Source organism: Aquitalea sp. FG25 (assembly GCF_057809375.1).
The window spans coordinates 74546-97026 of sequence record NZ_JBMDJV010000005.1; the positions used below are offsets into that span (position 1 = coordinate 74546).

A 22481-nucleotide genomic window follows, 5' to 3' on the forward strand; every position below is an offset into this window, starting at 1 on the left:
AAGGGTGGGGCCTACGGGAGGAGATGGGCGCAAGCCCGGATGCAGCAAACAACGTCAATAAACCAGATTCAGTATTCAGTGCAGCTGGGTGCTGGCAGCTTCAGATAGCGGCGGTACCGCGGCTTGCCTGCTGCGGTTTTGCGCCAGCCAGGCATCCAGCACTGCGCTGGCATTGGCCGGCAGATGCAGGCGCAGCTTGCTGCGCCGCCACAGGATGTCGTCGGCGCTAGCCGCCCATTCCTGATCCACCAAATAGTTGAGTTCGGCTTCGTACACGCCAGGCAGGATTTCCGCGCCCAGCTCGGCCAGGCTGCGGGCGCTGCCGATCAAGGTATTCAGGCAGGTGCCATAGGTTTTTACATAGCGTTGCAGCAGCGCCGTCGGCAGCCAGGGATAGCGCTGCTGGCTGGCGGTAAGGAAAGCTGCCGCATCGGCATTCGGCATGTCGCCACCGGGCAGCGGCACGCCTGCCGTCCAGGTGGGTTGGTGATTGCCCAGCAACGGGGCCAGCCGGTCCACCGCCTCTTCGGCCAGCTTGCGGTAGGTGGTGATCTTGCCGCCAAACACCGACAGCATCGGCGCACCGGCGCTGTCCAGTTCCAGCGAATAATCACGCGTCACGCTGGAGGCATTGCTGGCTTCATCGTCCAGCAGCGGGCGTACGCCGGAGTAGGTGCTGAGCACATCGTCCGGGCTGATCTGGCTGTTGAAGTAGCGGTTGCTCATGCGGCACAGGTAGTCCACTTCATCGGCGGCAATGCTTACCGCACCCGGATCACCGTGGTATTCCACATCGGTGGTACCGATCAGGGTGAAATCCTGCTCGTAGGGGATGGCAAAAATGATGCGCTTGTCCGGGTTCTGGAAAATATAGGCATAGGGGTGATCAAACAGCTTTTTCACCACGATATGGCTACCCTTCACCAGCCGGATGGACTTGGGCGACGGCAGTTGCAAGGTGTCTTTCAGCAGGCTTTCCACCCAGGGGCCGGCGGCATTGACCACCGCACGCGCCCTTACCTGCTCCTGGCTACCATCTTCATGTTGCAAGGTACACAGCCAATGCGCGCCTTCGCGCCGTGCTGCCACACAGGCGGTACGGGTGACAATGCGTGCACCATGCTCGGCTGCGGCCATGGCGTTAAGCACCACCAGCCGGGCGTCCTGCACCCAGCCGTCGGAGTAGACAAAACCACGCTTGAACGCGGCCTTTAGTGGCGCGCCGGAGGGGTGCTTGGCAAAGCTGATGGTTTCCGAGCCGGGCAGTACTTCACGCTTGGCCAGGTGGTCGTACAGGAACAGCCCGCAGCGGATCATCCATTCCGGGCGCTGGGCCTTGTCATGCGGCATGACAAAACGCAGCGGCCAGATGATGTGCGGCGCAGCCTTGAGCAGCACTTCGCGCTCCTGCAGCGCCTTGCGTACCAGGCCAAACTCGTAATATTCCAGATAGCGCAGGCCGCCATGAATCAGCTTGGTGCTGGCCGACGAGGTATGTGCGGCCAGGTCGTCCTTTTCGCATAGCAGTACCGACAGGCCACGTCCTGCCGCATCACGGGCAATACCGGCACCATTGATGCCGCCACCAATCACCATCAGGTCATAGAGTTTCACAGTGCAATCCTCGGTCTTGTCTGCATCCGGCCTGCGCCTGTGCGCTACAGGGCAAGAAGGCGGATTCTGCTTGTTGATGCTATCTAGCATAGAAGCATACGAATGTTAATTCAACACAAAATGTTCGTTTATGTTCGTTTTGTGCGCTGCAATGTGCGTATTGACCACAATAATCTTTGCTTTTCTTCTGTTCGGCCAGCAGGCCGCCCAGCCATGCAGCGCCGCCTTGCCACGGTGCCAGCAGATCAGGCACATAAAAAAAGCCACCCGCAGGTGGCTTGCCGGCCCCGTAAGCACGGGGCGACCAGGAGCAAAGTAAAATTACAGATGGGTATAGGTCACGGCGGCCAGGGTGGCACCCAGCAAGGAGCCAACCACCGGTACCCAGGCATAGCCCCAGTCGCTGGAGCCCTTGCCCGGAATCGGCAGCAGGGCATGCATGATACGTGGTGCCAGATCGCGCGCCGGGCTCATGGCATAGCCGGTGGTGCCGCCCAGCGACACGCCAATGCCCAGTACCAGCAGCGCAACTGGCAGGGCATCCATTGCACCCAGCGACATCTTGGGTGCCACCATGCTGAGGATGGCAAACACCAGTACAAAGGTGGCCAGCACCTCGGACAACAGATTACCCGGCAGGCTGCGGATGGCCGGGCCGGTGCAGAAAGTGGCCAGCTTGAGGTCGGCGCAGTCAGTGGTTTCGTAATGCTTGCGGTACATCACCCATACCAGCAGCGCACCCATCATGCCGCCCAGCATTTGTGCCAGGATGTAGCCCGGCACACGGGCCCATTCAAACTTGCCAGCCACTGCCAGCGCCACAGTCACCGCCGGGTTCAGATGCGCACCACTGATGGCAGCCACGCTGAACACACCAACAAATACCGCCATCGCCCAACCAAAGGCAATCACGATCAGGCCGCTGTTATGGCCCTTGGTGTTGTTCAGCAGCACATTGGCCACCACGCCATTGCCCAGCAATACCAAGAGGGCAGTTCCGATAAATTCACCAAACAAGGGATTCATGCAAAGTCTCCGCGCCATGACTCCCGCTACCATCCGCTACTCTGGCCGATGGCTGCTCTTTCATGACGACAGTTACTGGCAACAGGCCCGGGCGGAACGATCTTGCTGTCGTCCGGCCACAGGCTGCTGCCATACATCACTCAGGAAATTCACACGGCAGGACTGGAGGCACCAGGCCATCTGCACGCACCCCGGGCATGGGTACGGGCAGGACGGACAGCCGCCGTGTGAGGGAAGGTCATCAGGCGTCAGCCCAGGCCTTGGCCGCGTTCACCGCGCGCACCCAGCCACGGACATTGGCTTCTACCTGTTCCGCCACCATGCCTTGCTGGAAACGGCGATCCAGCTGCCACTGGCCCTGGATGTCTTCCACCCCGGCCCAGTAGCCCACCGCCAGGCCAGCCAGATAGGCCGCACCCAGCGCGGTGGTTTCGGTGATTTTCGGCCGTACCACGTCCACGCCCAGAATGTCGGACTGGAATTGCATCAGCAGTTCGTTGACGGTGGCACCGCCATCCACACGCAGTTCGGCAATGGCCATGCCGGCATCGGCTTCCATGGCCTTGAGCACGTCCATGGTCTGGTAGGCAATGCTGTCCAGTGCGGCACGGGCGATATGGGCAGCCTTGGTACCCAGCGTGGCGCCGACGATGGTGCCGCGCGCATTCTGGTTCCAGTGCGGTGCGCCCAGGCCGGCAAAGGCCGGTACCAGGTACACGCCGTCGCTATCGGCCACTTCCTGCGCCAGCGGGCCGACATCAGCCGAATGGCGGATGATGCCCAGGCCGTCGCGCAGCCATTTCACCACCGCGCCACCAATGAAGATGGAGCCTTCCAGCGCGTACTGCACCTTGCCATTTACTTGCCAGGCAATGGTGGTCAACAGCTTGTTGGTGGATTCGATCGGCTGCTCGCCGGTATTCATCATCATGAAGCAGCCGGTGCCGTAGGTATTCTTCACCATGCCAGGACGGGTGCACTGCTGGCCGAACAAGGCGGCCTGCTGGTCACCCGCCACACCGGCAATCGGAATCTCCACGCCCAGATGGGCGGCATGGGTATGGCCGTAGACTTCGCTGGAGCTTTTCACTGCCGGCAGCATGCTGGCCGGAATGCCCATGATGTCCAAGAGTTCGGCATCCCACTCCAGCGTGTGGATGTTGTACAGCATGGTGCGCGAGGCATTGGACACATCGGTAACGTGCACCTTGCCGTGGGTGAAGTTCCAGATCAGCCAGCTGTCTACGGTACCGAAAGCCAGCTTGCCAGCCTCGGCACGGGCACGCGCGCCCGGCACGTTGTCCAGAATCCACTTGATCTTGCTGCCGGAGAAATAGGCATCCACCAGCAGGCCGGTCTTGTTACGGATGGACTCGGCCAGACCGCGCTCTTTCAGCTGATCGCAGAAAGCGGCGGTGCGTCGGTCTTGCCAGACGATGGCGTTGTACACCGGCAGGCCGGTTTCGCGGTCCCACACAATGGTGGTTTCGCGCTGGTTGGTAATGCCGATGGCGGCAATGCTGCGGCCATCGATACCGGCCTTGGCCACCGCTTCGGCGGCAACGCCAGCCTGACCACCCCAGATTTCCTGCGGATCATGCTCCACCCAGCCCGGCTGGGGGTAGATCTGGCGGAACTCCTTTTGCGCCAGCGAAACAATGTCGCCAGCCTGGTTGAACAGAATGGCACGGGAACTGGTGGTTCCCTGGTCCAGGGCCAGAATGAACTGGTTCTTCATGTGAGGTGTCTCCTTGGCAATCCAAATGGCCGTTGCAGGCCGAGCGCTTTTTTGCTGACTGGTGTTGACGGCATCACCTCAACTCTCCCCTACCACTGGAAAGCGGGATGGCAATCTTTGTTATGTTGTTTTTTGTATTTATATTGTTCGTTTTATTTTCGGCCAATTCTAGTTAACACGCTTCAGCTGTCAATCAGCACGCATAAAACTTTCGCACATGGCTGAAATCCGACCTCACCATTGCCAGCTCCAGCGCATTTTGCAGCGCAAGATATCGCAAATGCGAATGGTCTGTAAGTGCCGAACTACAAGGATTTGCGCTTTTCTTGCTTTGCAGCAAGCAAGGGTTGCGGCGGAGAGAGGCAAAATAACAACACCAATGGCAGGCAGCGCAAGAAAAACGCGCATCAAGCGCACCCGGAATTTTTCCCAACTGACAAGGTGGCAACACCCCGCCCAAGTACCTGCAAGGTAGCAAAGCCACTACATTCCAGTTGTGGCAGCATGTTGCGCAAAGCAAGAGACCGGTGTCGGCAACTCGCCGACAGATCAGGTCCACTCGACAACACCCCGCCAACGCAGACCGGCATCGACAAGGACAAGTACATGCTCCGCAATACCAAGATTCTCGCCACGCTGGGCCCGGCATCCAGCACCCCGCAGCAAATCCTGGCGCTGGCGCGCGCCGGGGTGAACGTATTCCGCCTGAACATGAGTCATGGCAGCCACGACGACCACCGCGCCCGCCTGGCCGCCATCCGCGCGGCAGAAACAGAAATGGGCCGCCCCATCGGCGTGCTGGTAGACCTGCAAGGCCCCAAGCTGCGCATCGGCACCTTTCCGCAAGGACCGGTCACCGTACGCGTCGGCCAGCCCTACCGCTTTGTGCTGGACCAGGTGGATGGCGATGCCAGCCAGGTAACCCTGCCGCATCCGGAAGCCTTTGCCGCGCTGGAGCACGGCCATCACATTCTGGTCAACGACGGCAAGCTGTCGTTTCACGTGGAACGTGTGCAGGACCGGGTGATTGAAACCACGGTAGTAGTGGGGGGCGAGCTGTCCGACCGCAAGGGCTTCAACCTGCCGCAAACCATCCTGCCGCTGTCAGCCATTACCCCGAAAGACCGCAAGGACGCCGAATTCGCCCTGCAGGAAGGGGCGGACTGGATTGCGCTGTCTTTTGTGCAAACAGCCGAAGACGTACGTGAGCTGCGCCAGATGATTGGCAGCAATGTGGGCATCGTGGTCAAGATTGAAAAACCGTCGGCAGTGGATCAACTGGATGAAATTGCCGAGCTGGCCGATGCGGTGATGGTGGCGCGCGGCGATCTGGGCGTGGAGCTGCCACCGGAAGACGTACCGGTGGTACAGCGCCGCATCGTGCACCAATGCCGTCATCTGGGCCGTCCGGTGATTGTGGCCACCCAGATGCTGGAATCCATGATTACCGCTCCCACCCCCACCCGCGCTGAAGCCAACGACGTGGCCACCGCCGTGTATGAAGGTGCCGACGCGGTGATGCTGTCGGCAGAAACCGCCGCCGGCTCCTTCCCGGTGGAAGCCGTACAGATCATGGACCGGGTGATTCGCCGCGTGGAAAGCGCACCGGACTACCGCCGCGTGATGGCGCTGGATTACAGCGCGGCAGAGTCGCCAGAGCAGGCCGACGCCATTGCCGCCTGCGTGCGTAAGGTAGCCTCCATCCTGCCGGTTACCGTTTCCGCCGCCTTTACTACCTCCGGCTCCACCTGCCTGCGGCTGGCGCGCGAACGGCCGCATACCCCAATCATGGGCATCTCGCCTCGGCTTAGTACCGCGCGCCGCCTGACCCTGGTATGGGGCGTGGTGGCCTATAACGGGCCGGATGCAGAAAACCTGGAAGACATGGTGGTGAAAACCACCTTCTGCGCCACCAAGCTGGGGCTGGCCGAGCAAGGCAAGCCGATGGTGATCATCGCCGGTGTGCCATTCGGTACACCGGGTGCCACCAATCTGCTGCGCATCGTTTACCCCTGATTCTCCAAGCGCATGAAAAAGCCGCCAGTGATTGAATCGCTGGCGGCTTTTTTTCATCAACAGCTAAATCAATCGGTGCCGTAGCGCGGCGAGTACGGCCCAAACAACAAGCCATTGTAATGGCCGGCAGACAACAAGCGATTACTGGTGATACCCGCCACATCATGGCCACTATCACTCAGGTTATTGGCAATCTGCTTGATGGCCGCAGAAATCAGCATGCCCACCAGCCCACCACTATTATTGTTGTTCTGGTTTTCCGCACTGGAAGCACTGGTACTGCCGCTCCACAACTCAACCCCGCTGCGCAGGTCCACCAGCCGGGCCGAAGCCGCCACCACGGTGACACTATCCAGCACGGTATAGGTAGAACCGTATTTGCTGATGGTGACATACAGCACCGCATCGGCACCAAAGATGTCGCGCAGCTTAGCCGCTGGCACTTGATGGATGTCCCCAGCCACGGTCAGGCCGTTCTGCTTGAAAGTGCTATCCACCAGCGCCACCGGCAACACATAGTAGCCAGCCTCCGCCAACGGGTAGCTCAGTTGGGACAGCACACTGTAGCTGGCACTGACATCAGGTGAGTTATTCAAGGGCGGCAGCACCAGAATGCTGCGCGGCTTGCTTTGCTTGTATGCCGTGTAATCAAGCTTGGCCGGCGGCTGTGTAGCGCAGGCAGACAATAATGCGGCCACGGCCAGGCAGCTGATCAATCGGAAAAAATGTCGCATGGTCGGGTCCTTACTTCCGGTATTTCTTCAGCAGGAAATCGATATAGGCTGCCGACTCGGGAAAGGCGGCTTTCTCAGCCTCTAGCTGCTGCAAGGCCAGGTCGTCGCGCCCGGTTTCGGCATACAACATGCCCAGATGCGCCCGGTAGCCCGGCGGGGGAACATTGCCCTTGGCCGCAATGCGCTCCAGCCCTTTTTCCAGTTCGGTAATCTGCTGTTGCGGGCTTTGGCCCTTGAAGTGTTCATACACCTGCGGTTGATAGCCTTCCCACTGGTACAGCGTCTTGGGTGCCTGGGCGCAAGCCGCCAGCAGACAAAGGCTAAGCAGCGGCAGGATGCGGCGTGATGCTTGGGAAATAATCATGACTAAGCACCCCACCTCAATGACGAGCCGGTTGCCAGGCACCGGTATCCACTGCGTCAGTCAGGCGGTTTACCGCTTCGCGGATGGCCAGATCCAGCACCTTGCCATTGAGAGTGGAGTCATAGCTGGCGGTGCCGCCAAAGCCGATGATTTCACGATTGGACAAGCTATACTCACCCGCGCCTTGCGTGGAGTACACCACTTCGGACGTTGCCGTGTTGACGATGTTCAGATTCACCTTGGCATAGGCAATCTGTTGCTTGCCACGCCCCAGAATGCCAAACAACTGCTGATCGCCCACTTCCTTGCGGCCAAATTCGGTGACATCGCCGGTAATCACATAATCAGCGCCCTTCAGCTTCTGCGCCTGTTGCTTGATGCTGGCTTCCTGTTTGGTTTCGGCCATGTTTTCGCGATCCAGCACATTAAAGCGGCCGCTCTGCTGCAGATGGGTAATCAGGATGGTCTTGGCCTGACTGCCCAGACGGTCAACACCATCAGAAAACAGCCCGCGCGCATAGCTGGAACGGTTATCGAACTTGCCGATGGAAATCGGTGCGCGAACACCCGCATAAGGTTTGGCAACGCTATTGACCTGCGCCACGGCCAGGGATTGCGAGCTCTCGGTTGCGCAGCCAGTCAGGGTGGCCAGCATACCCAGCAGCAACAGGGCAGTTGTTTTCTGTTTCACGGCAATTCTCCACGAATATTCATCACATCTTGATGGGCAATGGCTGCGTCCCCGCTGCAAGCCACTAAACTGGCTACGCTACCATACCGTTTACATTAATTTAATCATTTAAAATGACGATGAAATTCCTGTTGTCCGGATGAAAATCATAGCCTTTTGATCTGCAAGGAAAAGCCGTTACCACCGCTGAAATTACCTGGCATGCGGAATGAAGAATACTTGATGCAGATCAGCCGGTTCTGACCACTGCACGCTGGCGCCATCAGCCAGCTTAAGGCAGTGGAGCCGGATTTGACCGAGGTGGAGCCAGCGCTGGCAGCGTGCGCAAAAAAGCATCCACCTCAGCCGCCCACAAGGCTGATGCATGGCGGCTCAGTCCGTGGCCATCACCATCCGCCACTGCGGGTGCATGGACAAAATGCGTTGGACTGCCACCCGCCGCAAAGGCCTGATGCCAGGCCACCGGTTCGTCGGGGCCCCAGTACTGGTCGTTCTCGGCATAGATCCACAGATTGGGCAGCGTGGTATGGCGGCCAAAATCGGCATACAGCGCCGTCAGCGCCTCTGGCTCACAACTTTGGCCCGGGGACTTTTCCGGATTACCACCGGCACCACCAGCAAAATTGATGTAGGCCACCACGCCAGGCGGTGAGCTGGCACCCACGGCCACCGTCAGCAAACCGCCAACCGACTGACCTTCCAGCAAGATGGGCTGGCCCGCACCCCAGGGCTGCTGGCTGATCCAGCGTAGCGCTGCCTGTAGCGCCACGCTGCCGCCAGCGGCAGTCTGGCGATAATCCGGATGGCTGCTGCATACCCCCGGTGCCAGCATGTGGGCACTGTGATGCTCCGGGTCGCCGCCGCCGGTACTGCCATAGCCGGGGCGTATCGGTGCCACGATGGCAAAGCCCTTGCCCAGCCAGTAAGCCAGCTGGCTGCGGCCCAGCGGGTGCTTCAGCTGATGCCGCTGCTGCGCGCTGCCGGCCCGGCCATGGGAAAACAGCAGCACCGGAAACGGACCACGGCCAGCGGGCAGATACAGTAGCGCCGGCATATCCAGCGTACTGCCGAAGATTCCGGCACCGGGCACGGGAATGCTGACATCCTGCGGGGCAGGCAAACTGGCCGCCCGTACCGGCAACACCAGACTGACAGCCAGCAGCATGGCCCGGCAGTAACAAGGACATTCACGCCACATGGTCTTGCTCCAGAAGGTGTGCCAGCAAGGCCGCCAGCCCGGCAGGGTTGTCTTCACTCATGGCATGGCCAGCGTCAGCCAGCACATGCACGCTCACACCCTCCTGCTGCAGGCAGGTCAGCGCGGGCTGTGGCAAGGAACGCTCTCCCACCACCACGCTGCGCGGCATGGTCAGCACCAATAACTGGCTGCGCCAGCTGGGTTCTACGCCCGCGACCAGCGATACTGCCGCACGATGCACCGCCGGGGCATGGCTGGCAGCCAGTGATCCGGCCCACAAGGGGCTGCCTTCGCGGCTGGCCAGCCGGGCCAGGCGTTGCTGGCCACGACTGACGAATTCCTGCTCGCTCATGGCCGCCAGTGCGCGACTGAACACGCCGCCGCCAGCATCCAGATTCGGCTCCAGCAACACCAACTGCGCCACCTGGACCGGACACAGGCTGCTGGCGGCAATCGCCACCGCGCCACCCATGCTGTGGCCAACAAGCTTCAGTCGTGGCAGATCCAGATGCCGGATCAATGCAGCAAGCGTTTCGGCATGTGCGGTGATGGTGTAGGCAAAGTCGTTTGGTCTATCAGAAAACCCAGCCCCCAGCAGATCCAGCAGCAGGCGGCGGCGACCAGCCAGCGCAGGATCAGCGGCCACGCGCGGAAAATCACTGGAGGATGCGCAGCCCAGGCCATGGACAAACAATAGCGGCACACCGCTGCCGGGCAGATCGTGATAACGCAAGGTACCGTGCTGACTGTGAAATACCTGCATGAAGGTGGTGATTCCAGTATGGACAACAGGGCCACAGTCTACCCCAGTCCTGCTCCGGCAGGCAGAGCCAGCCAGAATGCAAAACAGGCCGCATCAAGGCGGCCTGCAGGCATACACCATCAAAACCAGGCGGTATCAGTTTTTGCTGTAGATCTGGTCAAACACACCGCCATCGGCAAAGTGTTTTTTCTGCGCGCTGCGCCAGTCGCCAAATACGTCTTTCAGGGTAAACAGCTTTACCTTGGGAAACTGGCTGGCATACTTGGCGGCAATCTTCGGGTCACGCGGGCGGTAGTAGTTTTGCGCGGCAATGGTCTGGCCTTCCGGGGTGTACAGGAACTTCAGATAGGCCTCGGCCTGTTTGCGCGTGCCTTTTTTGTCCACCACCTTGTCCACCACCGCCACCGGCGGCTCGGCCAGAATGGAGATGGACGGGGTGACGATGTCGAATTTGTCCGGCCCCATTTCCTTCACCGCCAGCACGGCTTCGTTTTCCCAGGCCAGCAGCACGTCACCCAGGCCGCGCTGGGTAAAGGTAAGCGTGGCGCCACGCGCGCCGGAATCCAGCACCGGCACATGCTTGAACAGCTCGGCCACATAGGCACGGGCCTTGGCTTCATTGCCACCATTCTTCTTCAGCGCATAGCCCCAGGCCGCCAGGTAGTTCCAGCGTGCACCACCGGAGGTTTTTGGGTTGGGGGTGATCACCTGCACATCGTTACGTACCAGGTCATTCCAGTCCTTGATGTGCTTGGGGTTGCCCTTCTTCACCAGGAACACGATGGTGGAGGTGTAGGGCGAGCTGTTGTCCGGCAGCCGGGTTTGCCAGTTTTTCGGCAGCAGGCCCTCATCGGCCAAGACATCAATGTCGTAAGCCAGCGCCAGCGTGGCCACATCGGCCGCCAGGCCATGCTGGATGGACAGCGACTGCTTGCCGGAGCCGCCATGCGACTGCTTGATGGTGAGCTCTTCGCCGGTCTTTTTCTTCCATTGCTCGGCAAAGGCTTTGTTCACGTCCTGGTATAGCTCGCGAGTGGGGTCGTAGGACACGTTCAGCAGATCGGCAGCCTTCAGCGGGGTAACAGCCAGCAGCAGCACGGCTGCCAGCGCTTTCAGATTGGTGCGGAGAGTCGTCATGTTGTGGCTCCTGAGTCGATGGGCTTCTGTTGATGGAGCACACTGTAATCAGGATTTGCTTAGCACTAGAAATGATTGTTTTTTATTCTGTTATTCAAAATTGGTCTAAGCAGTAGCGCATCATGCCCACCTCTTAAATTTCTGAATGGAATATAAAAACAATTATTGATCACTTTTTGCAATATTACTTTTACCCTATAGTGATCCCATCTGTTTCCGAGGGCTTGCTGATGACCACCATTGCCGACGATTTCGATTTCATCATCCAGCCGGGCTGGAGAGGCAGTGCTGCCGATCACTGGCAAAGCCATTGGGAACAGCGCCTGCAGGCTATCCGGGTGGAAAATGCCAACTGGGAACAGCCCGATCTGGACAGCTGGCTGGCCGGGCTGGATCAGGCACTGTCTCGGGCACGGCGTCCGGCCATCGTGATTGCCCACAGCCTGGGCTGCATTACCGTGGCGCACTATGCGCGACGCCATCCCAGCCGGATTGCCGGTGCGCTGCTGGTGGCACCAGCCGATGTGGAAAGGCCCTTTGTACCGCGCGAACTGATGCCCTTTGCCCCGCTGCCGCGCCAGCCGCTGCCCTTTGCCAGCCGTATGGTGGCCAGCGACAACGACCCGTTCTGCAAATCAGCCCGCGCCGCCCGCATGGCCGGTTACTGGCAAAGCCCGCTCACCTGGCTGCGGCAGGCCGGCCATATCAACGTGGCATCAGGTCATCAGCAGTGGGAAGAAGGCCTGGCCCTGTTGCCGCCCCTCCTGGAGCGTGCACGCGCCCGCAGCAGCATTGCCGCCTGATGCCCGACAGGGGAACTGTCTGCAGCGGAAAGTCATCAAAGCTGCTTTGACCACGCTCTCTGGCGGTGTCACACTGCCAGCCTTGTGTTCTCTGATGCCATTTCCGAAAAGGATGTCTCATGTTTGCTGCTAGCCCGATCAAGACCGCCATTGCCGCCCTTGCCCTGACCCTGCCCATGCTGGCCCATGCCGATGCAGCACAGGATGCGGCGGCTCGCGAACTGGCCCAGGTGATCGGCCTGAACAATATGCCGAATGACCTGGCCAACCGCACTACCGGCTCTGCCGGCCCGCTGCTGCAGGAATACTTCGTCAAGAACAAGATCAACCTGTCGCAGGAACAACAGAAAAAGGCCCAGGACGGCTTCAAGTCCTATGCCGAAAGCATGCACAAGACTGCAGCCGATTATTTCAACTCTGCAGCGGTGAAAAAGCAGTTTGAGCAGGAAGTGGTGAAGAGCTACAGCGCGCAGTTCTCCGCCGCCGAAATGCAGCAGATCGTTGCCTTCTACAAAACCCCGGCCGGCCAGAAGCTGATGAAGCAGCAGCCGGTGGTGATCGACGGCATCATGAAGAACATGCTGGCCTCGGCCGAAAAATCCCTGCTGCCGAAAATGCGCACGGCTGCCGAAACCTACGGCAAGTCGATTGCCAAGTAAGCACGGCGGCAATCAAGATCAACGGCCCTGCGGGGCCGTTTTTCATTGCTCCCGATGCGGCACCATCAGCACGCTCTTGGTGAATGTGCAGGGCTCAACACCCAGATTGTGATAGCTGCATGGCTGATCCAAGGCAAAGGCCAGCGACTGCCCGGCTTGCAGCGTGTGGCTTTGCTGCTGCAGCCGTACTTGCAGACTGCCCTCCAGCACGTACAGCAGCTCCTGGCAGCCGGGGGCGTCCGCCTCGGCGTAGTAACTGCCGCCAGCGGCCAGTTGCCAGCGCCACAACTCCAGCGTCATGCCCGGCATGGGCAATGATTCCAGCAAACTGGCATGGCTGTCGGCTTGCTCGCCCTGCCAGATACGTAGCGGCAGCGCCTGGGCCTTGTCCGTTAGCGAGGGTGGGCGCACCACATCGACAAAACTCAGGCCCAGCGCCGAGGCCAGCTTGTCCACGGTGGCAATGCTGGCATTGCTTTCCCCGGCCTCGATATTCACCAGCATACGGCGGCTGATGCCCGCCATCTCCGCCAGCCGCTCCTGGCTGACTCCGCCTTGCAGCCGTGCCTGGCGCAGATTGGCCGCCACGTTCTGCATCACTTCCAGTGAACCGTTCGCGTCATTGCGCATGATGTTGTGCAATATATTGCCCAATAGATGACTTGTGCATTATATTTCACCAGACCCTCCACCCGCAATGAGCCTCGCCATGACCACGCTGACCGCCACCGCCGGCCTGCCGCCACACCACTCCCGTCTGCCCGACCTGGTGCTGATTGGCGTCACCATGATCTGGGGCTTTACCTTTCTGGTGGTGCAGCACGCGCTGCAATGGGCCGGGCCTTTCAGTTTTGTCAGCCTGCGTTTTGGCATAGCCGGCCTGATTGCCCTGCTGCTGAGCTGGCGCGAACTACACGGCCTGAGCCGACGCGAACTCATCACCGGCGCACTGGTGGGCTGCGTGCTGTTTGGCAGCTACAGCCTGCAGACGCTGGGCCTGCAGCTGATTCCCAGCAGCAAGTCGGCCTTTCTCACCGGGCTGTATGTGCCACTGGTGCCCTTGTTCCAGCTGCTGCTGTTTCGCCACCGGCCACGGCTGGCGGCCTGGCTGGGCATTATCGTGGCCTTTGGCGGGCTGGTGCTGCTGTCTGATCCACGTGGCCTGCATTTCAACTTTGGTGCCGGTGAATGGCTGACCGTGGCCGGTGCCGCGATGATTGCGCTGGAAATCAGCCTGGTGGGCCGCTTTGCCAGCCAGTGTCACCCACGCCGGGTGGCGGTGGTGCAATTGCTTACCGTATCAATGCTGGCGGCGCTGGGCTGGCAAATCAGCGGCGAGGCCGCACCGCAGCCGCACCCGGTATTGCTGATCAGCCTGCTGGGCATGGGCCTGGCCACGGCGGTCATCCAGATTGCCATGAACTGGGCGCAGAAAACCGTGCCGGCCACCCGCGCCACCATCATCTATGCCATGGAACCGGTATGGGCAGGGCTGGTGGGTGCGATCGCCGGTGAGCAACTGGGCATCATGGCCATCAGCGGCGCGGCGCTGATCGTGGCCAGCGTGCTGATCAGCCAGCTGGGGGGACGTGGTTCACATTGAACGACGGACAAAGCCCTTGCCTGTGGAGCCAGACCGGCGCATAAACAGCAGGGATGCCTTAACCGCCCGCCAAGATGACCGACTACCTCACGCTGCTTGATCAGGTTCGCCACTGCCGGCTATGTGCCGAGCAGCTCCCCCTGGGCCCGCGCCCGGTGCTGCAACTGCACCCGGCAGCCCGGCTGCTGATTGCCGGCCAGGCTCCGGGCCGCAAGGTACATGCAAGCGGCATTCCGTTTGAAGATGCCAGCGGTGCGCGCCTGCGCGACTGGCTGGGCCTGGATGCCACACAGTTTTACGACCCCAGCCTGCTTGCCATTCTGCCCATGGGTTTTTGCTATCCCGGCACCGGCCCGCACGGCGATCTGCCGCCCCGCCCTGAATGTGCCGCCCACTGGCGTGTGCAGCTGCTGCAGCTGCTGCAGCAATTGCCCAATCTGCAACTGACGCTGGTGCTGGGCCAGCATGCCTTGGCCTGGCATCTGCCGGATGCCGACAACATCACGCAGGCGGTACGCAACTGGCAGACAGGCTGGCCGCATATCCTGCCCCTGCCACACCCCAGCCCGCGCAACAATCTGTGGCTAAAGCGCAACCCATGGTTTGCCGCCGAAGTGCTACCAGCCCTGCGGCAACGGGTGCAACAGTTGCTGCGCATGGCATAAGCCACATTCTGTAGCTTGTTTGACCAAGCTGTTTGCCAAAGCCGGGCCAGCATGATTACGCTTGGCACTTGTCTGCTTTTTTTCTGGATGTCATGAAACCTGTCGATCTGATCAAGGGCCTGCTGGCCATCGTGCTGGCACTGGCTTTTCTGCTGTGGCTGTACGGCACTTTCAACAATCAGCCAGACTTTGTCACCGCCGCCATGTGGATGGGCGATGCGCTGGTGATGATTCCGGCCTACCTGATTCCCGCCATTACCGCCTGGCTGGTGAAAAGCCCGCGCCTTAAAACCATCATCCTGATCAATGTCCTGCTCGGCTGGCTGATCCTGCCCTGGATCATCGCCATGGGCATGGCCATCAAGCGTGACGACCTGCGCACGCAGGATTGAATCTGCCATCCACGCGACTTGATGCTGGCGGCAGCCTTCCCGTAAGCTGCCGCCATGTATGCACCTAACCCCCACTCCGTGTTTTCCCGCCTGCTGCGCCCCTTTCTGCGCGACCGGCTGCTGCATGTATTACTGATACTGCTGGTGCTGCTGTGGCTGCCCCAGCCACAAGCAGGCAGCCAGTTTGCCCACTGGATAGACTGGCCCACCATCACCACCCTGTCCGGCCTGCTGTTGCTGACCAAGGGCGTGGAAGAAAGCGGCTATCTGGCTCACCTGGGCCGGCTGATCATCAACCGCCTGCCAAACGAGCGCTTACTGGCGCTGTTTCTGGTGGGCATGTCGGCCCTGCTGTCTACCGTACTCACCAATGATGTGGCGCTATTCATCGTGGTGCCGCTCACGCTGGGCTTGCGCGGTATTGCTGGCCTGCCCATTGGCCGGCTGGTGATTTTTGAAGCACTGGCGGTCAATGCCGGTTCGCTGCTTACCCCGATTGGCAATCCGCAAAACATCTTGCTGTGGCAGCTGTCCGGCCTGTCCTTTACTGCGTTTACCTGGCAGATGGCCCCGCTGGCACTGGGCAGCATGGCGCTATTACTGCTGGCGACGGCACTGGTTTTCCCCGCCCAGCGCATTCATGCCGCGCTGCACGACGACGCCAGCGGCTATCAGCCACGGCTGCTATGGAGCTGCGCCTTGTTGTATGTCGGCTTTATCGTGGCGCTGGAATCCGGCCATGCCTTGTGGGGGCTGGCTGCGGTGCTGGCAGGCATCGCCTTGCTGCGCCCGGCCTTGCTGCTGGCGGTGGACTGGAGCCTGATTGCCGTGTTCATGCTGATGTTTGTCGACATCCGCCTGCTGACCCAGCTGCCGCTGGTACGCCACTGGACTGACGCGGTAGCCGGGCTGAGTCACGGCGGCCTGTACCTGACCGCCCTGCTGGGTTCGCAGCTGATCAGCAATGTGCCCGCCACCATCCTGCTGGTGAAATACAGTACGGCCTACAAGGTGCTGGCCTATGCGGTGAATGCCGGTGGCTTTGGCTGTGTGCTGGGCTCGCTGGCCAATCTGATTGCCCTGCGCATGGCGGGCGAGCGCGGCATCTGGCTGCGCTTTCATCTGTATTCCCTGCCCGCGCTGCTGCTGGCAGGCGTGCTGGCTTACTGGCTGCTCTGACATCCCGTCACACCATCACACGCAAAAAAGCCCGGTCACCATGACGGTGCCGGGCCAATTCCCTGACTGAGGGCCGTGCTTACAACGAAGGCAACAGACCAGCTGCTACAAAGCGGTTGTAACTACCGCTGGCCACCAGCGTGGCCGCTTTTTCGATATCCGGCGCAAAGTAGCGGTCTTTGTCGTAGAAGCTCACTTGTTCGCGCAGTTCGGCCTTGGCTTCTTCCAGCTTGGCGCTGGCCTTGTGCGGGGCGCGGAAGTCCACGCCCTGGCAGGCGGCCAGCAGTTCCACCGCCAGAATGCCCGCAGTATTGCCCGCCATGTCGCGCAGACGGCGACCGGCAAAGGTGGCCATCGACACATGGTCTTCCTGGTTGGCCGAGGTCGGCAGGCTGTCCACCGAAGCCGGATGTGCCAGCGATTTGTTTTCCGAGGCCAGTGCCGCGCCGGTGACCTGGGCAATCATGAAGCCGGAGTTCACCCCGCCGTTATTCACCAGGAAGGGCGGCAGCTTGGACAGATTGCTGTCGATCAGCAAAGCCATGCGGCGTTCGGACAGCGAGCCGATTTCAGCAATCGCCAGCGCCAGATTGTCGGCGGCAAAGGCTACCGGCTCGGCGTGGAAGTTGCCGCCGGACAGGATGTCGTTGTCGTCGGCAAACACCAGCGGGTTATCCGATACCGAGTTGGCTTCCACTTGCAGCACGCTGGCGGAATGGCGGATTTGCGTCAGGCAGGCACCCATCACCTGCGGCTGGCAGCGCAGGCTGTACGGGTCCTGCACCTTGCCGCAGTTTTCGTGCGAGTGTTCGATTTCGCTGTGTTCCAGCAGGGCGCGGTAGGCACTGGCGGCGTCAATCTGCCCGGCATGGCCGCGCACGGCGTGGATGCGCGCATCAAACGGGGTACGGCTGCCCTGGGCGGCTTCCACCGACATGGAGCCCGCCACCACGGCGGAGGCAAACAGGTCTTCCGCCGCAAACAAGCCTTCCAGCGCAAACGCCGTGGATGCCTGGGTGCCATTCAGCAAGGCCAGGCCTTCTTTCGGCGCCAGGGTGATAGGCTGCAGACCGGCAGCCTGCATGGCTTCACGGCCATGGACGCGCTGACCGTTGACGAAGGCTTCGCCCTCGCCGATCAGCACTGCGCTCATGTGCGACAGCGGGGCCAGGTCGCCGGAAGCACCTACCGAACCCTTTTGCGGAATCACCGGGTAGATGCCGTGGTTGAACAGCGTTACCAAGGCTTCAATCACCTGACGGCGGATGCCGGAAAAACCACGTGCCAGCGAGTTGATTTTCAGTGCCATCACCAGACGCACGGTGGAATCATCCATCGGCGCGCCGATACCAGCGGCGTGCGACAGCACGATGGAGCGTTGCAGCAGCTCCAGTTCGTCCGCTGCAATGCGGGTGTTGGCCAGCAGGCCAAAACCGGTGTTGATGCCGTAGGCGGTGCGGCCTTCGGACAACACACGCGCCACGGTGGCGGCGGAAGCGTCGATACCGGCATGGCAGGACGCATCCAGTTGCAGCTTGAGGCCGGTTTCACGTGAAACGCGGCGCAGGTCGGCCAGTGTCAGTTGGCCCGGTACGATATTGAGAATGCTCATGGTTTCAGTCTCTATTGATTGTCTGCAGGCCTCACGCCCGTAGGCGGGGCCGGATATTATTTTGTTGTTGCACACGCCCTGCCGGTGCCGGCAGGGCAACAGCATCAGTGCTTATTTGAGCATTGGCAAATCCAGGCCCTGTTCACGGGCGCAGTTCTTGGCAATGTCGTAACCGGCATCGGCATGACGCATCACGCCGGTGCCCGGATCGTTGCGCAGTACACGGCCCACGCGCTTGGCGGCTTCGTCCGTGCCATCACACACAATCACCACGCCGGAGTGCTGCGAGAAGCCCATGCCCACACCACCACCGTGGTGCAGCGATACCCAGGTCGCGCCGCCAGCGGTGTTCAGCAGCGCATTGAGCAGCGGCCAGTCGGATACGGCGTCGGAGCCATCCAGCATGGATTCGGTTTCGCGGTTGGGCGATGCCACCGAGCCGGAGTCCAGATGGTCGCGGCCAATCACGATCGGCGCCTTGAGCTCGCCATTCTTCACCATTTCGTTGAAGGCTGCACCCAGGCGGGCGCGGTCTTTCAGGCCCACCCAGCAGATACGTGCCGGCAAGCCCTGGAAGCTGATGCGCTCACGCGCCATGTCCAGCCAGTTGTGCAGGTGCGGATCATCCGGAATCAGTTCCTTCACCTTGGCGTCGGTCTTGTAGATGTCTTCCGGGTCGCCGGACAGGGCCACCCAGCGGAAGGGGCCGATGCCTTCGCAGAACAGCGGACGTACATAAGCCGGGACAAAGCCGGGGAAGTCGAAGGCATTCTGCACGCCCTCTTCCAGCGCCATCTGGCGGATGTTGTTGCCGTAGTCCAGCGTGGCGGCGCCGCTCTCCTGCAGGGTCAGCATGGCGCGTACTTGCACGGCCATCGATTTTTTGGCGGCGGCAGTGATTTCAGCGGCGCTGTTTTGCTGCTTGGCGCGCCATTGTTCCACCGTCCAGCCTTGCGGCAGATAGCCGTGTACCGGGTCGTGGGCGGAGGTCTGGTCAGTCACCACATCCGGGGTGATGCCACGGTTTACCAGTTCGGTGAACACATCGGCAGCATTGCCCAGCAGGCCGACGGACACTGCCTTGCCGCTTTGCTTGGCGTCTTCGATGATGGCCAGCGCCTCGTCCAGCGTGGTGGCCTTGCGGTCCACGTAACGGGTTTTCAGGCGGAAGTCGATGCGGGTTTCGTCGCATTCCACGGCGATCATGCTGAAACCGGCCATGGTGGCGGCCAGCGGCTGCGCGCCCCCCATGCCACCCAGACCACCAGTCAGAATCCAGCGGCCTTGCGCCTTGCCGTCAAAGTGCTGGCGGGCCACGGCCACGAATGTCTCATACGTGCCTTGCACGATGCCTTGCGAGCCGATGTAAATCCAGGAGCCAGCAGTCATCTGGCCGTACATCATCAGGCCCTTCTTATCCAGCTCGTTGAAGTGTTCCCAGTTGGCCCAGTGCGGTACCAGGTTGGAGTTGGCAATCAGCACGCGCGGCGCGTCGGCGTGGGTGTTGAACACGCCCACCGGCTTGCCGGACTGGATCAGCAGGGTCTGGTCGTCTTCCAGACGCTTGAGCACGTCCAGAATGGTGTCGAAACATTCCCAGTTGCGGGCGGCGCGACCAATGCCGCCGTATACCACCAGGCTTTGCGGGTGCTCGGCCACTTCCGGGTCTAGATTGTTCTGGATCATGCGGTAGACGGCTTCGGTCAGCCAGCTTTTGCAGGAAAGTTCGGTGCCACGCGGGGCGCGGATCACACGGGTGGGGTCGAAGCGGCTGTCTTGTTGTGCTGCGCTCATTGCTGTCTCCTTGGTACTGCCATGTTGTCGGGCAACTGCCCTGAATTCCTTACTGCGAACCGATAACAAAACCCCCGCTCCTGCGTTGCGCCGCCTTGCCGTACGCCATGTACTGTCTGCGGCGGCACGCCTTGGCCCGGGTTCGCTACGCGGTTTTGTCAGCGGTTCTTGGCCAGATGACGGGTAATACTCCACGCCAGCCGGGCCGCCGTCTTCGCGCCGTGGCTGTCGATATCGAATTGCGGGTTCAGCTCCACCAGATCAGCCCCGGCCAGTTTGCCGCTGGCGGCAATGGCGGTGACCAGTGCTTCTACCACCGGCAGCTCCACCCCCATGGCGGCGGGAGCAGAGACAGCGGGCATCACGCTGGCGGGCAGTACATCCAGATCGATGGTGAGGTAGACGATGTCTACCTGATCAATGAAGCCCTGTACGGTGCGCTGGGCATTAGCCAGGCCCGCTTGGTGCAGCGCGCTGTCCAGCAGCCACTGCACACCCAGCTGTCCGGCGCGGGCAAACAACGCCTGGGTATTGGATGGCTCGGCCACGCCCAGACACAGGTAATGGAAGGGACGACCCGCGCTGGCACAGTCGGCGGCAATCTGGGCAAACGGCGTGCCGGAAGTGGCCTCGGCGGCCTCGCGGATATCAAAGTGCGCGTCGAAATTGATGATGCCGATCACCTTGTCCGGGTGCGCAGCGGCCAGGCCGCGCCAGGTGCCATAGGCGGTTTCGTGGCCACCACCCAGCACCAGTGGAAAATGTCCGGCACGCGCCAGTTGCTCCACCGCAGCGGCCAGGCGCAGGTGGGCGGCGTCCAGATCGCCATCGCTACAGCTCACATCGCCCATATCGCACAGCGGATAAGCCTGATGCCAGGCCAGATTGGCCAGTGCCTTGCGGATGACAGCCGGTGCAGCCGCCGCGCCGGTGCGGCCCTGATTGCGCCGCACGCCTTCGTCGCAGGCAAAACCGGCAATGCCGATACCAGCAGGCAGGCCGGGGGCAAACGGGGTGGCCAGCTGGTGCCAACGCCGCGCCAGTTCGCCTTCACCGGCGTCCACGCGGCCGGTCCACAGCTTCATGTCTGGAGTCATTGTGTTGTTTCCTTGCCCGGACGCTGGCCACGGAATACCCGTTCGGCCAGCAGGTTGATGCCGAGTCCGTAGACGATTTCGGCAGGGTGTTCGATATCCCACAGCAGCAGGTCGGCGACATGATCCACCGCCAAGCGGCCATGGCTGTGGCCACGGCCCAGCGCCTGCGCGGCATGGCGGGTAGTGCCGGCCAATGCTTCTTCCGGCGACAGGCCGAACAGCACGCAAGCCTGGTTCATCGCCAGCCGGATGGAAGCAAACGGGCTGGTGCCGGGGTTAAGATCGGTAGACACCGCCATCGGCACCCCGGCTGCACGCAATGCGGCCACCGGCGGTTTTTGGGTTTCGCGCAAGAAGTAGAAGGCACCGGGCAGCAGCACCGCCACCGTGCCAGCCACGCGCATGGCTTCCACACCCGCGTCGTCCAGGTATTCGATATGGTCGGCGGACAGGCCGCCAAATTCGGCCACCAGTGCTGCGCCCTGCAGATTGGACAGCTGCTCGACATGGCCCTTCACCCGCAGGCCGTGCTGTTGTGCAGCTTCAAACACGCGGCGGGTTTGTGCCGGGGAAAAGCCCACGCTTTCGCAGAACACATCCACCGCTTCGGCCAGGCCTTGTTCTGCCACGCTGGGCAGAATGTCGCGGATCACATGCGTGATATAACCATCGGCGTCGCCGGCAAATTCCGGCGGCAGCGCATGGGCGGACAGCAAGGTGGGGGCAATCTCCACCGGCTGGCTGTCTGCCAACTGGCGCGCCACGCGCAGCTGCTTGATTTCATCGTCCAGGTTCAGCCCATAGCCGGACTTGCACTCCAGCGTGGTAACGCCCTCGGCCATCAGCGCTTGCAAACGCGGCAGGCTGGCAGCGGCGAGCTGTGCTTCATTCAGCGCACGGGTGGCACGCACGGTAGAGACAATGCCACCGCCCTGGGCGGCAATTTGCTGATACGGCACGCCCAGCAAGCGCTGTTCCCATTCCGCCGCCCGGTTGCCGCCGTATACCAGATGCGTGTGGCAGTCGATAAAACCGGGGGTGATCCAGCGGCCAGCGGCATCCACCACCTCGCCATCAAAGCTGGCCGGGTTCAGCCGGCCTTGCGGCAGGATGGCGGCAATACGGCCCTGCTCCACCACCAGCATGTGGTCGTGCAGCGCGCCGTAGGGCGCGGGGTGCTGCGTATCCATGGTGGCTAGCCGGGCATTGAGCCACAGGCTGCGGGTGCGGTTGAATGGGGTGCTCATGTCTGCTCCTGATTTGTATATACAAATAAACCCTGCACTTACACTTGTCAACCATGGCTTTATATTGAATACAACATGCAGTTTTTGAAATATCGTTATTTATCAAATATTTATGCAAATAAAAAAGGGAGCCGGCGGCTCCCTTTGTG

General features: G+C 61.1%; 21 protein-coding genes. 7 read left to right on the forward strand and 14 right to left on the reverse strand.

The features are described 5' to 3' along the window. Window positions 1-75: 75 nt before the first annotated feature. The 3 genes from glpD to glpK all read right to left on the reverse strand — a co-directional run bounded on the left by glpD (window position 76) and on the right by glpK (window position 4378). Entirely contained in the window at window positions 76-1614 is a 1539-nt protein-coding gene (gene glpD, locus ACODR9_RS06375; RefSeq protein WP_488808266.1) for a glycerol-3-phosphate dehydrogenase, read from the reverse strand. A 321-nt stretch (window positions 1615-1935) separates the two neighbouring features. After that, on the reverse strand, window positions 1936-2640 hold the full coding sequence (locus ACODR9_RS06380) for an MIP/aquaporin family protein (RefSeq protein WP_488808268.1): 705 nt from the start codon (window positions 2638-2640) through the stop codon (window positions 1936-1938). Window positions 2641-2881: 241 nt separating this feature from the next. After that, a complete protein-coding gene (gene glpK / locus ACODR9_RS06385; RefSeq protein ID WP_488808270.1) occupies window positions 2882-4378 on the reverse strand; it encodes a glycerol kinase GlpK in 1497 nt (498 codons plus the stop codon). Window positions 4379-4984: 606 nt separating this feature from the next. On the opposite strand from glpK, the gene pyk reads away from it, so the two are divergent. After that, on the forward strand, window positions 4985-6394 hold the full coding sequence (pyk, locus tag ACODR9_RS06390; protein ID WP_488808271.1) for a pyruvate kinase: 1410 nt from the start codon (window positions 4985-4987) through the stop codon (window positions 6392-6394). 68 nt (window positions 6395-6462) lie between these two features. Here the strand turns inward: pyk and ACODR9_RS06395 are convergent, their stop codons facing one another. From ACODR9_RS06395 to ACODR9_RS06420, 6 genes are all read right to left on the reverse strand, one after another. Then, complete coding sequence (locus ACODR9_RS06395) at window positions 6463-7128, reverse strand: DUF799 domain-containing protein (RefSeq protein ID WP_488808272.1); 666 nt, start codon at window positions 7126-7128, stop codon at window positions 6463-6465. A 10-nt stretch (window positions 7129-7138) separates the two neighbouring features. After that, window positions 7139-7492: a DUF4810 domain-containing protein gene (locus ACODR9_RS06400; RefSeq protein ID WP_488808273.1), complete on the reverse strand. Its 354-nt coding sequence runs from the start codon at window positions 7490-7492 to the stop codon at window positions 7139-7141. Window positions 7493-7508: 16 nt separating this feature from the next. After that, window positions 7509-8183 carry a CsgG/HfaB family protein gene (locus ACODR9_RS06405; RefSeq protein ID WP_488808274.1) on the reverse strand — a complete coding sequence of 225 codons (675 nt, stop codon included), beginning with the start codon at window positions 8181-8183 and terminating at the stop codon, window positions 7509-7511. A 271-nt stretch (window positions 8184-8454) separates the two neighbouring features. After that, the gene (locus ACODR9_RS06410; RefSeq protein WP_488808275.1) at window positions 8455-9381 is read right to left on the reverse strand and encodes a dienelactone hydrolase family protein; all 927 of its coding nucleotides are present in this window, start codon (window positions 9379-9381) and stop codon (window positions 8455-8457) included. After that, complete coding sequence (locus ACODR9_RS06415; RefSeq protein WP_488808276.1) at window positions 9371-10144, reverse strand: alpha/beta fold hydrolase; 774 nt, start codon at window positions 10142-10144, stop codon at window positions 9371-9373. Before ACODR9_RS06415 ends, ACODR9_RS06410 begins: the two co-directional genes overlap by 11 nt. 135 nt (window positions 10145-10279) lie before the next feature. Then, window positions 10280-11281, reverse strand: coding sequence for a sulfate ABC transporter substrate-binding protein (locus ACODR9_RS06420; RefSeq protein ID WP_488808277.1), 1002 nt, complete (start codon window positions 11279-11281; stop codon window positions 10280-10282). Window positions 11282-11511: 230 nt separating this feature from the next. Between ACODR9_RS06420 and ACODR9_RS06425 the strand changes: the two genes are divergently transcribed. Both ACODR9_RS06425 and ACODR9_RS06430 read left to right on the forward strand, forming a co-directional pair. Continuing rightward, on the forward strand, window positions 11512-12084 hold the full coding sequence (locus ACODR9_RS06425; protein ID WP_488808278.1) for an RBBP9/YdeN family alpha/beta hydrolase: 573 nt from the start codon (window positions 11512-11514) through the stop codon (window positions 12082-12084). A 119-nt stretch (window positions 12085-12203) separates the two neighbouring features. Then, window positions 12204-12743, forward strand: coding sequence for a DUF2059 domain-containing protein (locus tag ACODR9_RS06430; protein WP_488808279.1), 540 nt, complete (start codon window positions 12204-12206; stop codon window positions 12741-12743). 42 nt (window positions 12744-12785) lie between these two features. On the opposite strand, the gene ACODR9_RS06435 is transcribed toward ACODR9_RS06430, so the two are convergent. Beyond that, window positions 12786-13373 carry a helix-turn-helix domain-containing protein gene (locus ACODR9_RS06435; RefSeq protein ID WP_488808280.1) on the reverse strand — a complete coding sequence of 196 codons (588 nt, stop codon included), beginning with the start codon at window positions 13371-13373 and terminating at the stop codon, window positions 12786-12788. Between the two features lie 79 nt (window positions 13374-13452). On the opposite strand from ACODR9_RS06435, the gene ACODR9_RS06440 reads away from it, so the two are divergent. The 4 genes from ACODR9_RS06440 (at window position 13453) to ACODR9_RS06455 (ending at window position 16582) form a co-directional block, all read left to right on the forward strand. Continuing rightward, complete coding sequence (locus ACODR9_RS06440; RefSeq protein ID WP_488808282.1) at window positions 13453-14346, forward strand: DMT family transporter; 894 nt, start codon at window positions 13453-13455, stop codon at window positions 14344-14346. A 74-nt stretch (window positions 14347-14420) separates the two neighbouring features. Continuing rightward, the gene (locus ACODR9_RS06445) at window positions 14421-15011 is read left to right on the forward strand and encodes a uracil-DNA glycosylase family protein (protein ID WP_488808284.1); all 591 of its coding nucleotides are present in this window, start codon (window positions 14421-14423) and stop codon (window positions 15009-15011) included. Window positions 15012-15103: 92 nt separating this feature from the next. Then, the gene (locus tag ACODR9_RS06450; protein ID WP_488808286.1) at window positions 15104-15403 is read left to right on the forward strand and encodes a superinfection immunity protein; all 300 of its coding nucleotides are present in this window, start codon (window positions 15104-15106) and stop codon (window positions 15401-15403) included. Between the two features lie 54 nt (window positions 15404-15457). Beyond that, window positions 15458-16582 carry an SLC13 family permease gene (locus ACODR9_RS06455; protein WP_488808287.1) on the forward strand — a complete coding sequence of 375 codons (1125 nt, stop codon included), beginning with the start codon at window positions 15458-15460 and terminating at the stop codon, window positions 16580-16582. A 79-nt stretch (window positions 16583-16661) separates the two neighbouring features. Here ACODR9_RS06455 and hutH read toward each other — a convergent pair whose 3' ends face one another. The 4 genes from hutH to hutI form a co-directional block, all read right to left on the reverse strand. After that, window positions 16662-18194 carry a histidine ammonia-lyase gene (gene hutH / locus ACODR9_RS06460; protein WP_488808288.1) on the reverse strand — a complete coding sequence of 511 codons (1533 nt, stop codon included), beginning with the start codon at window positions 18192-18194 and terminating at the stop codon, window positions 16662-16664. 111 nt (window positions 18195-18305) lie between these two features. Further along, window positions 18306-19988 (reverse strand): urocanate hydratase, encoded by a 1683-nt coding sequence (gene hutU, locus ACODR9_RS06465; protein ID WP_488808289.1) that lies wholly within the window; start codon window positions 19986-19988, stop codon window positions 18306-18308. Window positions 19989-20146: 158 nt separating this feature from the next. Further along, complete coding sequence (gene hutG, locus ACODR9_RS06470) at window positions 20147-21085, reverse strand: formimidoylglutamase (protein ID WP_488808290.1); 939 nt, start codon at window positions 21083-21085, stop codon at window positions 20147-20149. After that, entirely contained in the window at window positions 21082-22332 is a 1251-nt protein-coding gene (hutI, locus tag ACODR9_RS06475; protein ID WP_488808291.1) for an imidazolonepropionase, read from the reverse strand. Before hutI ends, hutG begins: the two co-directional genes overlap by 4 nt. Between the last annotated feature and the right edge of the window lie 149 nt (window positions 22333-22481).

Excerpts from the sequence above, each read along its gene's own strand:
- ACODR9_RS06380 (WP_488808268.1), bottom strand. The coding sequence starts at position 2,640 with ATGAATCCCTTGTTTGGTGAATTTATCGGAACTGCCCTCTTGGTATTG.
- glpK (WP_488808270.1), bottom strand. The coding sequence starts at position 4,378 with ATGAAGAACCAGTTCATTCTGGCCCTGGACCAGGGAACCACCAGTTCC.
- pyk (WP_488808271.1), top strand. The coding sequence starts at position 4,985 with ATGCTCCGCAATACCAAGATTCTCGCCACGCTGGGCCCGGCATCCAGC.
- ACODR9_RS06395 (WP_488808272.1), bottom strand. The coding sequence starts at position 7,128 with ATGCGACATTTTTTCCGATTGATCAGCTGCCTGGCCGTGGCCGCATTA.
- ACODR9_RS06400 (WP_488808273.1), bottom strand. The coding sequence starts at position 7,492 with ATGATTATTTCCCAAGCATCACGCCGCATCCTGCCGCTGCTTAGCCTT.
- ACODR9_RS06410 (WP_488808275.1), bottom strand. The coding sequence starts at position 9,381 with ATGTGGCGTGAATGTCCTTGTTACTGCCGGGCCATGCTGCTGGCTGTC.
- ACODR9_RS06415 (WP_488808276.1), bottom strand. The coding sequence starts at position 10,144 with ATGCAGGTATTTCACAGTCAGCACGGTACCTTGCGTTATCACGATCTG.
- ACODR9_RS06420 (WP_488808277.1), bottom strand. The coding sequence starts at position 11,281 with ATGACGACTCTCCGCACCAATCTGAAAGCGCTGGCAGCCGTGCTGCTG.
- ACODR9_RS06425 (WP_488808278.1), top strand. The coding sequence starts at position 11,512 with ATGACCACCATTGCCGACGATTTCGATTTCATCATCCAGCCGGGCTGG.
- ACODR9_RS06430 (WP_488808279.1), top strand. The coding sequence starts at position 12,204 with ATGTTTGCTGCTAGCCCGATCAAGACCGCCATTGCCGCCCTTGCCCTG.
- ACODR9_RS06435 (WP_488808280.1), bottom strand. The coding sequence starts at position 13,373 with ATGCGCAATGACGCGAACGGTTCACTGGAAGTGATGCAGAACGTGGCG.
- ACODR9_RS06440 (WP_488808282.1), top strand. The coding sequence starts at position 13,453 with ATGACCACGCTGACCGCCACCGCCGGCCTGCCGCCACACCACTCCCGT.
- ACODR9_RS06445 (WP_488808284.1), top strand. The coding sequence starts at position 14,421 with ATGACCGACTACCTCACGCTGCTTGATCAGGTTCGCCACTGCCGGCTA.
- ACODR9_RS06450 (WP_488808286.1), top strand. The coding sequence starts at position 15,104 with ATGAAACCTGTCGATCTGATCAAGGGCCTGCTGGCCATCGTGCTGGCA.
- ACODR9_RS06455 (WP_488808287.1), top strand. The coding sequence starts at position 15,458 with ATGTATGCACCTAACCCCCACTCCGTGTTTTCCCGCCTGCTGCGCCCC.
- hutH (WP_488808288.1), bottom strand. The coding sequence starts at position 18,194 with ATGAGCATTCTCAATATCGTACCGGGCCAACTGACACTGGCCGACCTG.
- hutU (WP_488808289.1), bottom strand. The coding sequence starts at position 19,988 with ATGAGCGCAGCACAACAAGACAGCCGCTTCGACCCCACCCGTGTGATC.
- hutG (WP_488808290.1), bottom strand. The coding sequence starts at position 21,085 with ATGACTCCAGACATGAAGCTGTGGACCGGCCGCGTGGACGCCGGTGAA.
- hutI (WP_488808291.1), bottom strand. The coding sequence starts at position 22,332 with ATGAGCACCCCATTCAACCGCACCCGCAGCCTGTGGCTCAATGCCCGG.